Source organism: Lysobacter capsici, from assembly GCF_018732085.1.
Taxonomy (GTDB): Bacteria; Pseudomonadota; Gammaproteobacteria; order Xanthomonadales; family Xanthomonadaceae; genus Lysobacter; species Lysobacter capsici_A.
Map to the genome: position 1 here is coordinate 1,930,672 of NZ_CP076103.1, position 15,027 is coordinate 1,945,698.

Here is a 15,027-nt window from a genome sequence, read left to right on the forward strand (position 1 = left end):
CCAGGGCCGTGACCGCCGTGACCGAGTTCACGGGCACGGCAATGCGCGCGCCAGCGGCGGTGTTCGAGATGCGGACGTTTTGTCAGTGGTCGCGTCGTGTCTGCATGCGTCGCGCGAAGGTCGCGGTGCGCCGGTGCGCCGGTGCGCGCGACGATGCGGGCCGATGCCGCGTCGTGGTGGGTCGCACGCTGCGTGCGATCTCATGATCGTGGTCGGTGCAAGAGCGCAGCGGGTGCGAATCGTTTTCGCGAGGTGCATCGACGACCGGTCTGCAGCCAATCGCATTCGCGCCGTCGCGAGACTTCGACGTTCGCAAAAAACGACGCCCCGACCGCGACACGGCCGGGGCGCGCAGGCCGACTCCGCGCGCAATCCCGCGCGGAACCGGCGAAACGACAGGTTCAGAACGTCTGCTTGTAGACCTTGCCGTCCTTCATCACGAACTCGACCTTCATCACCGCGTTGATGTCCTCGACCGGATTGCCGGGCACCGCGACGATGTCGGCGCGCTTGCCGGTCTCGATCACGCCCTGGTCGTCGACGCCGAGCACTTCGGCGGCGCGGATCGTCGCCGCCTGCAAGGCCACCGCGGCCGGAATGCCGGCTTCGACCATGTACAGGAATTCGCGCGCGTTATCGCCGTGCGGGCCCACGCCCATGTCGGTGCCGAAGCCGATCTTGACCCCGTTCTTGTAGGCCTTGGCCGCGGTGTCCTGGATCAGCGCGCCGATCCGCGCGGCCTTGGGCCGCACCACGTCGGGGAAATAGCCGTCGATCTTGGCCTTGTCGGCGACGAAACGGCCGGCGTAGATGGTCGGGATGTACCAGGTACCTTTCTGTTTCATCAGCGACATGACCTCGTCGGTCATGTAGGTGCCGTGTTCGATCGACGTCACTCCGCCGAGCACCGCGCGTTTCATGCCCTCCGCGCCGTGCGCGTGCGCGGCGACGCGATAGCCGTAATCGCGCGCCGTATCCACGATCGCCTTGACTTCCTCCACCGTGAACTGCGGCGCGTCGCCGGACTTGGCGTACGACAGCACACCGCCGGTGGCGGTGATCTTGATCACGTCGCTGCCTTCCTTGTAGCGCTGGCGCACGGCCTGGCGGGCGTCGTCGATCGAATTGATCACGCCGTCGGTCGGGCCGGGCGGGCCGATCAGGTGCGACAGCGCGTCGTTGTAGCCGTTGGTGGGATCGGCGTGGCCGCCGGTGGTGGCGATCGATTTGCCGGCCGCCCAGATGCGCGGGCCTTCGACCAGCCCCTGGTTGATCGCATCGCGCAGGTGCGGACTGACCTCGCCGCCGAGATCGCGCACGCTGGTGAAACCGGCCTGCAGGGTCTTGTTGGCGTAGCCGACCGCGCGGAAGGCGAAGTCGACTTCGTCCAGGCGGAAGCCTTCGGAATAGCTTTGCGGGCTCGACTGCGAGCCCAGATGCACGTGCAGATCGGTCCAGCCCGGCGTGCAGGTGTGCTGCGACAGATCGATGCTGCGCGCGCCCGGCGCCTCGGCGCGGCCGTCGAGCACCTGCTCGATCTTGCCGTCGCGCACGACCACGGTGCGCGCGCCGAGCACCTTGCCGCTGCGCGCGTCGAACAGTTTTCCGCAGTGCAGGGCGAGCGGTTCGACCGGGACGGCGGCGGCGAGGGCGGGCGCGGCGAACGCGCCGGTCGCGGTGGCGAGGGCGATCGATACAGCGAGGGACAAGCGGGTCATGGGCGATTCCGGCAGGAGTGCGGGCGCGAACCCGCGGTGGAGATCCGCCGCTGCGCGCGCGGCGAATCGCGATTTGCATCGGCCAGGGGAATCGCGCAACCATCCCCTGCGCGACCGTCGAAGCTTCTGGAGCATGCAATCGACCGTGGCGATGGGTCAACGTGACTAACGTACTAGGCGTCGGCGCGGGTGATGTGCGCGATGGGGCGGCTCGCCGCCGATGTGCATCGTCTCGGCGGGATTCGGCTCGGGCGCCGCCTTGATCCGATCCGTCGTGTAATCCGAGTCCTTCGATACGGCCCTGAGCGCGCTCAGGGTCGAGTCCAGAGCTTCATTCCCATCCCAGGAGCGATACCGATGAAAAGAACGAGACCCGTCAAAAGATTCGGCATCGTGATCGCCGCCTTGTTCGCGCTGACCAGCGTCAGCGCGTTCGCCGAAGGCGACGGCCAACATGGCGGCCAAGGCCAGGGCGGTACCGATCGCAGCAATTCGCAGGTGATCTGCCGCACGGGAGAAAGCGCAGTGGCGGTGCAGGGCGCGGATGGCAAGATCATATGGACTTGCACGACCAGGGGTTTGTCGGTCCCGCTGTAGCTACCGTCCAGCTGTCGAGTCGCCAATAGCATCGATGGGACTTGCCGGGGCGGCGCCACTTGAGCTCGCGGCCGCAACGCCGCGCGTGCGGTGTTGCGGCGGCGATTTTTTTTGCATCGGAAAAGGGCGCCGCCCGTCGGTTTCCGCATGCGGCGGCCGAAACGCTTGCGGCAGGCAAGCCGGTCGGGCGAGGGGCGGCCTGGCTAAAGCTCCAGCCACCCTCAGCCCGTTGGCAATCGGGCCGAGGGTTGGCGCTTGCGTCAGCGGACGGATCGATCAGGCAGGTCGGTCGTGTGCGCTTCGCAGCCTTGGATGGATCGCCGCATTCTTATTGCCGCTGTGCGTCGCCGTCGACGCATTCGCCGATGCCCCACCGCGTGGAGCGGCGGCTGTCATCGCCATTCGCACCAGGCGTTGCGGTAATAATTGATGTCGCGGTGATTGTCCGGCCAATCGCCCATTACCGGGCAAAACGGCTTTTTTCTGTAGCTGAAGCGGCATCGCAGCGCGCGCATTTCCGGCTTCCAATAGACTGGCTGCCAGTCCTCCACCTCGTCGAATCGTTCCGAGTCGGCGGCAACCTCGTACTCGAAACGAACTGCCTGCATATATCCATTAAGGGTTCGTTGTTGCATGGTGATCACGTAGGCGCAGCGCCAGTCGTTGACATCCTCGGCGTGCGCGGCGATATCCAGGTCCTCCAGGCTCTCCGGGTATTTGTTTTCATGTTCGATGTACCGGTCCCACTCGGGCCGCGCGAATCGTTCCCACATCTCGCCGCCGAGAGCGGTCAGGCCGTAGTAGGCCATCTGTTCCAGCTCGAAGCCGTTGTGGCCGAGCAGTTCGGCGCGGATGCTCGCCAGATCGCCGGGCACCGGTTGGTCGTCGTAGCGCTCGATGGCGATCCAGCCTCGCGCGACGAGCGCGCATAGCGTTCGCGCCAGTTCGTCGAACGGCATGCCGTGGCCTTCGCAATTGAAAAAAAGTTGGATCGTCGTGCGATCCCAGGGCGGGCCTTCGGGCAAGGCGAGGGTCGGCAAGGCAAATTGATGTTCAACCGACCGACGCAGCAGCCAGTATTCGCCACGAGTGAGGCGTAGAGACATGGAGTCGAGGGCCGAGAGCGGCCGGGTTGCGAATGCAATGCTTCGAACGAAGCGAGCGGGACGTTACGCCGGCCGTGCGGCACGGTCAAGCGACGCGCGAACGGTCAGGCGCGTGGCGCTGCGACCGGTTCCTGCGCCGCGATTGCGCCCGTTGCAGTGGGCCGTCATCCGGCGGATGGCGGCATGGACATGCCTGCCGCGCAGGCCTCGCGCGCTTGCGGCGGGTGTCGCGGCCGGCTCGAGGCGGCGGCAAACCATACGCCCGGCAATGGAGCAATGCCTCGTCGACGCAGCGCGCATGACATGCGCCATCCGTGCAAAACGGCACGGTCCGAGTGCATTTTCGCGACGACGTTAGCCGATTGTGGCCGTTCATCCGATTTGCGACGCTTGTCGCCGGCGGAAGGCTCGTGCATGGTAGCGCTCGCCTGAGGCCGTACGGACCGGGACTTCAGGCGGTCAACGCAGCGCGAATCCGGTTCGCCAGCGCGAGTCGAACCCCAATGAACAAACTCCTTCTCCAGATCGCCGCGGCCGCTGTCGTGGTGGTGTCGTTTTCCGCTTCGGCCGTCGACGTGCAACCGGCGCCCGCGCCGACCAACAGCGGCGGCGGGTTCCAGACGCTGCCGAAGAACTGCCCGGCGGGCAAGTCGGCACGCATCATCTACGACCAGAAAGGCGCGCCGATCGGCGTGGTCTGCGCTTAACGCCGCGGACAAATCCGCTTTGGGCGAGCCGCGAAGGTTCGCCTGAGCGCTTGGCGATCGAAGACGAAGCCGCGGCGGATGCCGCGGCTTCGTTGCGTTGATGCCGCAGCGATGTCGATGCGCGCGCCAAGTCGGGGGATGCATCGAATGCGACCCGCATATCGCGCAGGCCGCGGCGCGGCGTAGCGAGTGAGGCTGTCGCGTCAGCTCGTCGCAAGCGCGCGATTGCCGTCGACCACGCGGTCGCGGCCTTCGCTCTTGGCACGGTACAGCGCGGCGTCGGCGATCTGCAGCAGTTGCTGCGGGGTTTCGCGTTCGTCCTGCGAGGTCGCCACGCCGATCGAGCAGGTCGCTGGGCCGAAGGTCTGGCGCAGGTGCACGATCGTGGTCGTGCCGATCGCCGCGCGAATCTGCTCGGCGCGGCGCAGCGCGGTCGCGGCATCGGCTTCGGGCAGCACGATGGTGAACTCCTCGCCGCCGTAACGGCAGGCGATGTCTTCGTTGCGGACCAGGTCGTGCAGCACTTGCCCGACCCGCGCCAGCAGCGCGTCGCCGGCGGCGTGGCCGTGGGTGTCGTTGAAGCGCTTGAAGTGGTCGATGTCGAGCATCAGCACCGACAGCGGCAGTTTGCGGCGCTGGCAGCGCAGCAGTTCGCGCTGCAGATTCTCTTCGAGGTAGCGGCGGTTGAACAGGCCGGTCAGCGGATCGCGCAGCGACTGCACGCGCAGGGTTTCGCGCAGTTGCAGGTTGACGATGGCCTGGCTGAGCTGTTCGGCGATGGCCTGGATCAGCAGCAGGTCGGCGTCGCGGGGCGGTTGCTCGCCGCTCAGGCACAGCAGGCCCAGCGAGGTGTTCTGCGCCATCAGCGGCACGCACAGGTTCCAGCGCGGGTCGTCGCTGCCGCGCGCCGGTTCCAGGTGATTGCAGCGCACCGCGCCGCGATCGCCCTGGACCTGCTGCAACTGGCCGCGGCGCAGCGCCCAGCAGTCGTTGGGGTGGAGCAGGTCGGCGCTGACGATGGCCTCGGTGCCGAAGCGCGCGGCGGTTTCGGCCAGGTTCTGCGAGGCGCGCAGGATGTAGCAGCGCCCGCCGGTGCTCGGGATCAGGTCCGCGATCAGGTGCGCGGTCATGTCCATGGCTTCCTGCAGGTTCTGGCAGCTTTGCAGCAGGCCGGCGTAGTGGCTCAGGCTGCGATGGCGTTCGGTCAGCTGGTTGCGCTCGGACGCGGAGGCTTCCAGATCGGCCAGGGCCTGGCGGGTCTCGCGCTCCAGTTCGCGGCTGCGCCGGTTTTCGCGCCACAGGCTGTACATCAGCAGCGCCAGCAGGATCATCGCCAGGCCGATGCCGAGCACCACCAGCGCGGTCAGCAGGCTGGCGCGGTATTCGCTGCGGACGTGGCGCGCGCTCAGCAGCGCGCGCTCGCGTTCGCGCATGACCTGGGCGAGCTCGACCAACTCGCGCATCTGCTCGTAGCCCTTGCTGGTCTGGGCGCTGATCCGCGCCTGCGCCGGGTCGCGGCTGTGCATCTCGACCAGGCGGTCGATTTCGGCCAGGCGCGCGCGCACTCGCCGTTCGAGATCGCGGGCGAGGCGGTTCTGCTGGGGATTGTCGACGGTCAGGGCGATCAGCCGGCTGGAACTGCTCAGCGCGCCGGGGATGCTGGTCAGGTATTCGGCGTGCAGCGTGGGCCGGTTGGTGAGGCGGTAGCCGCGCGCGCTGGATTCGACCGTGCGGGTCGCGGCCACGGTCGCTTCGATCTCGCCGAGCACTTGATAGGAGTGCTCGACCCACTGCGAGCTGCTGGCGAACCCGCGCAAGCCCATGACCGTGGCCACGCCGACGGCGGCCAGCAGCACCACCGACAGCACGAAGGCGGGCAGGCGGTAGACGCGGTAACGGGTCGGATGGGTGGGCTGAGACGGGAGCAAGGCGGGCTCGGGCGACGTTTCGGCGCAGGCATCATCCCATACGGTGGCCTGCCTGCCTCGGATTCGGCGGTTAGCCCACGCCGGTGGGTGCAGTCGAGGTGCCAGGTGGAGCGCTACGAGGACGCCCGGAGCGGAGCACCGCGCCGCCGCGATCGGGCGATCCGGGCCAGCGAGGCCCGAATGGCGGGCTTTTGTGCGCTGCGGTAGGCTTGCCGGTCCTGTCCTCTCGCCATTGCCCACCCGTGTCCGACGTCGCCCCCGCCCCGCACGACCCCAAGAACGAACCCCACGGCTTCGATCCCAGCGCCCTGGAAGCCGCCGCCCAACGCTATTGGGACGCCACGCGCGCGTTCGAGGTCGACGAATCCTCGGCCAAGCCCAAGTACTACTGCCTGTCGATGCTGCCGTACCCGTCCGGCGCGCTGCACATGGGCCACGTGCGCAACTACACCATCGGCGACGTGATCAGCCGCTACAAGCGCATGACCGGTTTCAACGTACTGCAGCCGATGGGCTGGGATGCGTTCGGTCTGCCGGCGGAAAACGCCGCGATCAAGAACAAGACCGCGCCGGCCAAGTGGACCTACGCCAACATCGCCCACATGAAGGCGCAGCTCAAGACCATGGGCTACGCGATCGACTGGTCGCGCGAATTCGCCACCTGCACGCCGGACTACTACGTCCACGAGCAGCGCATGTTCGTGCGGTTGATGAAGCGCGGCCTGGCTTACCGCAAGAACTCGGTGGTCAACTGGGACCCGATCGACCAGACCGTGCTGGCCAACGAGCAGGTCATCGACGGCCGCGGCTGGCGCACCGGCGCGCTGGTCGAAAAGCGCGAAATCCCGCAGTGGTTCCTCAAGATCACCGACTACGCGCAGGAGCTGCTCGACGGCCTGGACACGCTGCCGGGCTGGCCCGAGGCGGTCAAGACCATGCAGCGCAACTGGATCGGTCGCAGCGAGGGGCTGGAGATCCGCTTCGACGTGCGCGACGAGGCCGGCAATGCGGTCGAACCGCTGACGGTGTTCACCACCCGCCCCGACACCTTGATGGGCGTGACCTACGTATCGATCGCCGCCGAACATCCGTTGGCCGCGCACGCGGCGCAATCCGATCCCGACCTGGCCGCGTTCATCGCCGAACTGCGCCAGGGCGGCGTATCCGAAGCCGAACTGGAAACCCAGGAAAAGCGCGGCCGCGACACCGGCCTGCGCGCGATCCATCCGGTCAGCGGCGAACACGTGCCGGTGTTCGTCGCCAACTTCGTGCTGATGAACTACGGCACCGGCGCGGTCATGGCCGTGCCCGGCCACGATCAGCGCGACTGGGAATTCGCCAAGCGCTATCACCTGCCGATCAAGACCGTGATCGTGCCCGACGCGGTGCGCGATGCGCTGGCCGAGATCGGCCGCGACGTCGCCCGCCATCCCGACGCGATGAGCAGCGCGCTCGGCGGCGGTCCGTCGATCGACGTGTACGACACCGGCGCGGCGGTGCAGGTGGTCGAGCAGTTCCAGGCCGGCATCAACGAACGCGGCCCGTGGACCGAGCGCGGCTGGCTGGTCAATTCCGGCGAGTACGACGGCATGGATTTCCAGCAGTCGCTCGACGCGCTCGCGGCCCGTTTCGAAGCGCAAGGCCGCGGCAACCGCCGGGTCAACTACCGTCTGCGCGACTGGGGCGTGAGCCGCCAGCGCTACTGGGGCTGCCCGATCCCGGTGATCCTGTGCGCCAAGTGCGGCGACGTGCCGGTGCCGGAAGACCAACTGCCGGTGGTGTTGCCCGAAGACGTGGAATTCAGCGGCGTGGCTTCGCCGATCAAGTCCGATCCGCAGTGGCGCAAGACCACCTGCCCGAACTGCGGCGGCGACGCCGAGCGCGAGACCGACACCTTCGACACCTTCATGGAGTCGAGCTGGTACTACGCGCGCTACACCTCGCCGGGCGCGGCCGATCAGGTCGACGAGCGCGCGAAATACTGGACGCCGGTCGACCAGTACATCGGCGGCATCGAGCACGCGATTCTGCACCTGATGTATTTCCGCTTCTATCACAAGCTCATGCGCGATCAGGGTCTGGTCAACAGCGACGAGCCGGCGACCAACCTGATGACCCAGGGCATGGTGATCGCCGATACCTTCTACCGTTCGCTGCCCGACGGCCGGCCCGACTGGATCAATCCGGCCGACGTGGAGATCCAGCGCGACGAACGCGGCCGCATCACCGGCGCGCTGCTCAAGGCCGACGGCCTGCCGGTGGAGATTGGTGGCACCGAGAAGATGTCGAAGTCGAAGAACAACGGCGTCGATCCGCAGTTGATGGTCGGCAAGTTCGGCGCCGACACGGTGCGCCTGTTCTCGATGTTCGCCGCGCCGCCGGACCAGTCGCTGGAATGGAACGAGGCCGGCGTGGAAGGCATGGCGCGGTTCCTGCGTCGCCTGTGGGTGGCGGTGCACCGGCACGCGGCCGACGGCGCGGTGCCGGCGCTGGACATGGCCGCGCTCGACGCCGCGCAGAAGACCCTGCTGCGCCAGGTGCACGAAACGATCCAGAAGGTCGGCGACGACTACGGCCGCCGCCACAGCTTCAACACCGCGATCGCCGCGGTGATGGAACTGCTCAACCATCTGTCCAAGTTCGACGACCCCAGCGGCAACGGCCGCGCGCTGCGCCAGGACGCGTTGGCGGCGATCGTGCTGTTTTTTTTTTTTTTTTTTTTGTTTTTGTTTATTTTTTTTTTTTGTATTGGCGGCGATCGTGCTGCTGCTCAACCCGATCACCCCGCACACCAGCCACACGCTGTGGCAGGTGCTGGGTCACGAGGAAACCTTGCTCGAAGACATCGCCTTCCCGCAGGCCGATCCGTCCGCGCTGACCCGCGACGCGGTGACCCTGGCGGTGCAGGTCAACGGCAAGCTGCGCGGCACCATCGAGGTCCCGGTCGGCATCGCCAAGGACGACGCCGAGCGTCTGGCCCTGGCCGAACCGAACGTGGTCAAGTTCATGGAAGGGCTGACCGTGCGCAAGGTGATCGTGGTGCCGGGGAAGATCGTCAATATCGTCGCGTCGTAGGTTTCGCGGGGGAAGCGAAAAAGCAAATCCCCCTCGGTCCCCCTTTTGCAAAGGGGGAAGACAAGCACGGGGCTTTGCTGGTGCGCGAGGCGAGTGCGGTAGCTGGACAGCGAGTGCGGGAGCTGGAAAGCGAGTGCGGCGGCTGGAAAGCTAAGGCGCGGTTGCGAAGCCAGCCGCGTTGCCGAGTAAGGCGTTACGAGGCGTTGCGAAACGAAGCGACACGACACCTTCAGCCCGCCAACACCGATCCCTTCGGCCGCAACCCGACGCCATCGCTCCCGCTTTCCCCCTTTTGGAATCGGAAAGGATCGCTCTTGCTTTCCCCCCCCCTCTTTGAAAAAGGGGGGCAGGGGGGATTTGCCTTTGCCTTCGCCTTTCCAGCCCCACCCGCATCAAATCCCAAAAGCCGCCCCTCATGACCGCCATCCTCTACTGCCACCCCGACTCCGGCTTCAGCTACAAAGTCGCCCTGGCCCTGCGCCTGCTAGGCATCGAGTTCGAGCAACGCCAGGTCAACATCCGCATCCCGCGCGACCAGCGCTCGCAGGAATTCCGCGACCTCGCCGTCCACGGCGAAATCCCGGTGCTGCGCATCGACGGCCTGGTGCTGTGCCAATCGAATGTGATCCTCGACTATCTCGCCGTGCGCGAAAACCGCCTCGACGGTGCCGATCTCGAGCATCGCCTGCACGTGCGCGAATGGCTGGCCTGGGAAGCCAACCGGATCAGCCTCAACCTCGCCCATTCGCGCTACGGCCGCCAGATCGGCCATTACGACCCGGCCGTGCTGGCCTGGTACGACCGCCGCTCGACCGCCGACCTCGACCGTCTGCAGGCGCAGCTGAGCCAGACCGCGTGGCTGGCCGGCGCCGAGCCCACCATCGCCGACGTCGCCTGCAGCGGTTACCTGCTGTATGCGGTCGAGCCTTGGGCCGAAGCGGCCGGTTTCCCGTTGCGGCTGTGGAGCGAACGCTGGCCGGCGCTGCATGCCTGGCTCGAACGCCTGCTCGCATTGCCGGGCGCGCAGACGCCGCAGGCGCTGTTTGCGGGGCATGAGATTCGTTACTGAGTCGTGGCGGTTCGATGCGTTGATGTGAGCCGCATGGCGCTTTGAGCGACGCGGCTTGTGCCGGTGGGCCATGCGATTGGTTGATCGTCGCGATCGGAACGAAAAGCGTCGGGCCTGAAGGCCCTCCCACAAAAGCCCTCCCATAAAAGCCCTCGCGGTTTGAGGGCTTTTATGGGAGGGCCTTCAGGCCCGACGCTCTTTTCTCCGATCGCCGCGCCATCAGCCATCGGCGCCCACCGCCGACAACCTCGCCCCGCCACCGCGCACCCGTCCACCGCATCGCATCCACCCTCCAGACCTCACCCACCGACACCCCAGGCCCACGCGGTTCAGCCTTGCTATTGATGCCCGCTGCCGCGTCGTCCAGACTTCGCCCCATGACGCCTCGCTCTCCCTTCCTGTTCAAAGCGGCTGCCCGCACGTCGCTGGTGGCCCTCGTGCTGGCTTTGTCGGCCTGCGGATTCCAGTTGCGCCAGGCCCTGACCCTGCCGCCCGACCTCGGTCCGGTGCGGGTGGTCTCGGCCGATCGCTACAGCCCGCTGGCCGAATCGCTGGCCCAGGCGCTGACCCGCGCCGGCGCGGTGCCGGCCCAGCCCGATTCCAGCGATGTCGCGGTGCTCGACCTGTTGTCCGAGCGCTGGGGCGACAGCCCGGCCGCGCTCGACGAACTCGGCCGCGTGCAGGAATACAGCCTGCGCTACGCGGTGGTGTTCGAACTGCGCAAGGCCGACGGCAAGGCGCTGGTGCCGCGCCAGACCATCGAACTGTCGCGCGACTACGTGTCCAACCCGACCAACGCCATCGGCACCGAGGGCGAGCGCGAAATCCTGATGCGCGAAATGCGCCGCGACATGAGCGCCGCGGTGCTGCGCCGGATCGGCGCGGTCAGCGAGCGGCGCTGAGCCGCCCGCGCCGCCGCCGTCCGCGATGGAACTGACCCCCGAGCGCCTGCTCGGTCAACTCGACAACGAAGCGCTGCGGCCGGTCTATCTGATCGCCGGTCCCGAGCCGCTGCGCGTGCTCGAGGCCGCCGACGCGGTGCGCGCCAGCGCGCGCAAGCAGGGCATCGCCGAACGCGAAATCTTCGAAGCCGAAGGCAACCAGCGCGAACCCGACTGGAACGCGATGTCGGCCTCGTTCCGCGCGCCCAGCCTGTTCGCCAGCCGGCGCCTGCTGGAACTGCGCCTGCCCAGCGGCAAGCCGGGCAAGGAAGGCGCCGAGGTCATCAGCGATTTCTGCGCCGACCCGCCGCACGACGTCAGCCTGCTGATCACCGCCGGCGACTGGAGCAAGCAGCACGGCGGCAAGTGGAGCGAAGCGGTCGGCCGGATCGGCCACATCGCGGTCGCCTGGGCGATCAAGCCGCACGAACTGCCCGACTGGATCGAACGCCGCCTGCGCGCGCGCGGCCTGCGCGCCGATCGCGACGCGGTGCAGAGCCTGGCCGACCGGGTCGAAGGCAACCTGCTCGCCGCCGCGCAGGAAGTCGACAAGCTCGCCCTGCTGTCCGACGGCGAAACCCTGGACCTCGAACGCATGCAGGCGCTGGTCGCCGACGCCGCGCGCTTCGACGTGTTCCGCGTGCTCGACGCGGCCATGAACGGGCAAGGCGCGCAGGTCTCGCGCATGCTCGCCGGCCTGCGCGCCGAGGGCGAGGCGGTGCCGGCCCTGCTCGGCATGGTGGTGATGGAATTGCAGCGCACCGCCGCGCTGGCGCGGGTCAGCGCGCGCGGCGGCAATATCGCTTCGGAATTCAAGGCGCAGCGGATCTGGGATTCGAAGCAGCCGATGTACCGCCGCGCCCTGCAGCGTCACGACGCGCGGCGCTGGGAGCTGCTGCTGGCCCAGGCCGGCCGGGTCGACCGCATGGCCAAGGGCCGCGAGGCCGGCGACGCCTGGGTCGCGCTGGAACGCCTGCTGCTGGCGGTCGCCGAGCCGCGCGCGCTGCGCCTGCTCAGCGTTTCGGCCGGTTGAGCCGGGTTTCGGACGGAACCGGCGCATGAGCCTGCTCGTCTTCTACGGCGGCACCTTCGATCCGATCCACGACGGCCACCTGGCGATCGCCTGCGCCGCCCGCGACGCCCTGCGCGCGCGGGTGCGGCTGATGCCGGCCGCCGACCCGCCGCACCGCGCACCGCCCGGCGCCAGCGCCGAGCACCGCGCGCGCATGCTCGATCTGGCCGTGGCCGGCGAACGCGACCTGGTCGTCGACCGGCGCGAGCTGCGCCGCGAGGGGCGCTCCTACACGGTCGAGACCCTGCGCGAGGTCCGCGCCGAGGTCGGCCCGGAGCAACCGCTGGCCTTGCTGGTCGGCGCCGACAGCTTTCTCGACCTGCCGCAGTGGCGCGAATGGCAGGCGCTGTTCGACCTGGCCCATTTCGTCGTCGCCGAGCGCCCGGGCAGCCCGCTCGATCCGGCCCGCATCGAATTCGCAGCTGGGCGTGAGACGGCCGAGGTCGAGGCCCTGCGCACCGCCCCGGCCGGCCGGGTGTATCGCCTGCACCAGCCCCTGCACGCCGAATCGGCCAGCCAGGTGCGCTCGCTGATCGCCGCCGGACAAGCCTGGCGCCAGTATGTCCCGGCGCCGGTGGCCGCCTACATCGAACGCCACGGCCTGTACGGCGTTCCGGCCGTGCGCGGCGCGCCGGTATAGGCCTCCGGTATAATCCCGGCACACATTCCCGATAACGTAGAGCCGCATTCTCTTGACCAGCCAAGCCCAAGTCATCAAGACCCAGTTGCCGAACCCGCCGCCGCCGACCGAGCTGATCCTCAAGACGGTCCACGCCGCGGTCGAAGAACTCAAGGCCAAGGATGTCGTCGAGATCGACGTACGCGGCAAGAGCAGCGTTACCGACTACATGATCGTCGCGTCCGGCACCTCCACCCGCCACGTCAAGTCGATCGCCGACGAAGTGGTCAAGTTCGCCAAGAACCTCGACGTCATGCCGCTGGGCGTGGAAGGCGAGCGCGAAGCCGAATGGGTGCTGGTCGACCTCGGCGACGTCGTCGTCCACGTCATGCTGCCGCGCGTGCGCGAGTTCTACGCGCTCGAGCGCTTGTGGACGGTCGGCGACCAGCCGCCGCCGCCGGAAGGCTACGAAGGCAAGTTCGAGACCGACGACGAAGACCGCTTCTGATAGCGGACCGCCTCTGGGCGGAAAGCTTCGAAACGAACAACGACGGCGCCCAAGGGCGCCGTCGTCGTTTCCGCCCCGTCGATTAAGCCCCTCTCCCGCAAGCGGGAGAGGGGTTGGGGTGAGGGGCCGCACGATCGCCAGACAAAGAAAAAGGGCGCCCAAGGCGCCCTTTCTCGTCAACCGCAAACCAATCCGAATCAGTTACGCGACTGAATCTTCGACAGCAAGCGCAGGAACTCGATATACAGCCACACCAGCGTGACCATCAGCCCGAATGCGCCGTACCACTCCATGTACTTCGGCGCGCCCTGTTCGACGCCGGTCTCGATGAAATCGAAATCCAGCACCAAGTTAAGCGCAGCGATCACGACCACAAACAGACTGAAACCGATCCCGATGATCCCCGACTGGTGGATATACGGCACCTGGATGTTGAAGAAGCTCAGCGCGAAGCTGACTAGGTAGAGCAGGGCGATGCCGCCGGTCGCCGCGACCACGCCGAGCTTGAAGTTCTCGGTCGCCTTGATCAGGCCCGAACGGTAGGCGAACAGCAGCGCGAACAGGGTGCCGAAGGTCAGCATCACCGCCTGGATCACGATGCCCGGGAATCGCGCCTCGAACATCGAGGAGATCGCGCCGAGGAAGAAGCCCTCGACCAGCGCGTACAGCGGCGCCGTCACCGGCGACCAGGTCTTCTTGAAGGTGGTGACCAGGGCCAGGACCAGGCCGCCGATCGCGCCGCCCCAGATGTACGGGCCGGCGCCGATCACGCCTTGCTCGGTGATCTGCACCTGGCTCCAGGCGAAGGCCGCGGTGAGCACGGTCAGCAGCAGCAGGAAACCGGTCTTGTTGACCGTGCCGTTCAGGGTCATCACCTGATCGCCGCCGCGCACGACCGCGCCGCTGCCCAGGTCGAGGAAAGTCGATTCCTTCAATGCGGGATTGCCGCTGCGGATCATGGTCTTGCTCCTTGAAAACGTACCGCGCACAGGCCGCGATACTTGAGAATGAATATGTACTTGGGGTCGAAGCATACACGGCGCAAGCGGCGCCGCGCCTTGGCCCAATCGGCCGGCGCGCGAAGCCAGCCCAATCGATCGCCTCGACCTCATTGACAGCAGCGAAAGCGCCCACCACACTATGCGGCCTTTCGCGGGGTTGGCGTGCCGCGGGAGTCCCGGCTTCGGGGTATAGCTCAGCCTGGTAGAGCGCCAGCTTTGGGAGCTGGATGTCGTGGGTTCGAATCCCTCTGCCCCGACCATCCGTCGAACAGGCCGAGCGTCAGTTAAGATTCTCCGACTGGCGCCCGTAGCTCAACCGGATAGAGCACCGGCCTTCTAAGCCGGTGGTTGCAGGTTCGATTCCTGCCGGGCGCGCCACGTCCTGACGCTTTAAGATGCAGTTTCGCTTTAAGATGTACCGTAGTAGATGCATATGGTGGATGTAGCTCAGTTGGTTAGAGCACCGGATTGTGATTCCGGGGGTCGCGGGTTCAAATCCCGTCTTCCACCCCAAATTTTAGTTGTGCGGCACAGCGTAGTTCGGTTATAGTGTCGCTCCGGTTTTATCGGGCTGTTAGCTCAGTTGGTAGAGCAGTTGACTCTTAATCAATAGGTCCAAGGTTCGAATCCTTGACAGCCCACCAAACAAGAAAGGGACTTGGCCGCAACGCCAAGTCCCTTTTTCT

General features: G+C 67.0%; 12 protein-coding genes, 4 tRNA genes and 1 pseudogene. 13 read left to right on the forward strand and 4 right to left on the reverse strand.

All coding sequences use genetic code 11. The features are described 5' to 3' along the window. Positions 1 to 401 precede the first annotated feature (401 nt). The gene (locus KME82_RS07910) at positions 402 to 1,718 is read right to left on the reverse strand and encodes a metal-dependent hydrolase family protein (protein ID WP_215498027.1); all 1,317 of its coding nucleotides are present in this window, start codon (positions 1,716 to 1,718) and stop codon (positions 402 to 404) included. A 357-nt stretch (positions 1,719 to 2,075) separates the two neighbouring features. Between KME82_RS07910 and KME82_RS07915 the strand changes: the two genes are divergently transcribed. Beyond that, on the forward strand, positions 2,076 to 2,315 hold the full coding sequence (locus tag KME82_RS07915) for a hypothetical protein (RefSeq protein ID WP_215498028.1): 240 nt from the start codon (positions 2,076 to 2,078) through the stop codon (positions 2,313 to 2,315). Positions 2,316 to 2,707: 392 nt separating this feature from the next. On the opposite strand, the gene KME82_RS07920 is transcribed toward KME82_RS07915, so the two are convergent. Continuing rightward, on the reverse strand, positions 2,708 to 3,421 hold the full coding sequence (locus tag KME82_RS07920; protein ID WP_215498029.1) for a hypothetical protein: 714 nt from the start codon (positions 3,419 to 3,421) through the stop codon (positions 2,708 to 2,710). A 503-nt stretch (positions 3,422 to 3,924) separates the two neighbouring features. Between KME82_RS07920 and KME82_RS07925 the strand changes: the two genes are divergently transcribed. Continuing rightward, the gene (locus KME82_RS07925) at positions 3,925 to 4,128 is read left to right on the forward strand and encodes a hypothetical protein (RefSeq protein WP_215498030.1); all 204 of its coding nucleotides are present in this window, start codon (positions 3,925 to 3,927) and stop codon (positions 4,126 to 4,128) included. 203 nt (positions 4,129 to 4,331) lie between these two features. On the opposite strand, the gene KME82_RS07930 is transcribed toward KME82_RS07925, so the two are convergent. Then, positions 4,332 to 6,056, reverse strand: a complete 1,725-nt coding sequence (locus tag KME82_RS07930) for a sensor domain-containing diguanylate cyclase (RefSeq protein ID WP_215498031.1) — start codon at positions 6,054 to 6,056, stop codon at positions 4,332 to 4,334. 308 nt (positions 6,057 to 6,364) lie between these two features. Between KME82_RS07930 and leuS the strand changes: the two are divergent. The 7 genes and pseudogenes from leuS (at position 6,365) to rsfS (ending at position 13,340) form a co-directional block, all read left to right on the forward strand. Continuing rightward, positions 6,365 to 9,131: pseudogene (gene leuS / locus KME82_RS07935) on the forward strand (leucine--tRNA ligase). Positions 9,132 to 9,546: 415 nt separating this feature from the next. Continuing rightward, positions 9,547 to 10,200 carry a glutathione S-transferase family protein gene (locus tag KME82_RS07940; RefSeq protein ID WP_215498032.1) on the forward strand — a complete coding sequence of 218 codons (654 nt, stop codon included), beginning with the start codon at positions 9,547 to 9,549 and terminating at the stop codon, positions 10,198 to 10,200. An 80-nt stretch (positions 10,201 to 10,280) separates the two neighbouring features. After that, positions 10,281 to 10,346, forward strand: coding sequence for a DUF6053 domain-containing protein (locus KME82_RS27065; RefSeq protein WP_430538834.1), 66 nt, complete (start codon positions 10,281 to 10,283; stop codon positions 10,344 to 10,346). Between the two features lie 231 nt (positions 10,347 to 10,577). Further along, entirely contained in the window at positions 10,578 to 11,102 is a 525-nt protein-coding gene (gene lptE, locus KME82_RS07945) for an LPS assembly lipoprotein LptE (RefSeq protein WP_215498033.1), read from the forward strand. A 25-nt stretch (positions 11,103 to 11,127) separates the two neighbouring features. Beyond that, on the forward strand, positions 11,128 to 12,174 hold the full coding sequence (holA, locus tag KME82_RS07950) for a DNA polymerase III subunit delta (protein WP_215498034.1): 1,047 nt from the start codon (positions 11,128 to 11,130) through the stop codon (positions 12,172 to 12,174). A 25-nt stretch (positions 12,175 to 12,199) separates the two neighbouring features. Further along, positions 12,200 to 12,853 carry a nicotinate-nucleotide adenylyltransferase gene (gene nadD / locus KME82_RS07955; RefSeq protein WP_215498035.1) on the forward strand — a complete coding sequence of 218 codons (654 nt, stop codon included), beginning with the start codon at positions 12,200 to 12,202 and terminating at the stop codon, positions 12,851 to 12,853. A gap of 52 nt (positions 12,854 to 12,905) precedes the next feature. Continuing rightward, complete coding sequence (gene rsfS, locus KME82_RS07960; protein WP_036109887.1) at positions 12,906 to 13,340, forward strand: ribosome silencing factor; 435 nt, start codon at positions 12,906 to 12,908, stop codon at positions 13,338 to 13,340. Positions 13,341 to 13,537: 197 nt separating this feature from the next. Here the strand turns inward: rsfS and KME82_RS07965 are convergent, their stop codons facing one another. Beyond that, positions 13,538 to 14,299, reverse strand: a complete 762-nt coding sequence (locus KME82_RS07965; RefSeq protein ID WP_160309452.1) for a Bax inhibitor-1/YccA family protein — start codon at positions 14,297 to 14,299, stop codon at positions 13,538 to 13,540. Positions 14,300 to 14,524: 225 nt separating this feature from the next. On the opposite strand from KME82_RS07965, the gene KME82_RS07970 reads away from it, so the two are divergent. From KME82_RS07970 to KME82_RS07985, 4 genes are all read left to right on the forward strand, one after another. Beyond that, positions 14,525 to 14,601: transfer RNA gene (locus KME82_RS07970), tRNA-Pro, on the forward strand. Between the two features lie 41 nt (positions 14,602 to 14,642). After that, positions 14,643 to 14,719, forward strand: a tRNA-Arg gene (locus KME82_RS07975). A gap of 58 nt (positions 14,720 to 14,777) precedes the next feature. Continuing rightward, positions 14,778 to 14,854: transfer RNA gene (locus KME82_RS07980), tRNA-His, on the forward strand. Between the two features lie 55 nt (positions 14,855 to 14,909). Then, positions 14,910 to 14,985, forward strand: a tRNA-Lys gene (locus KME82_RS07985). Positions 14,986 to 15,027 lie beyond the last annotated feature (42 nt).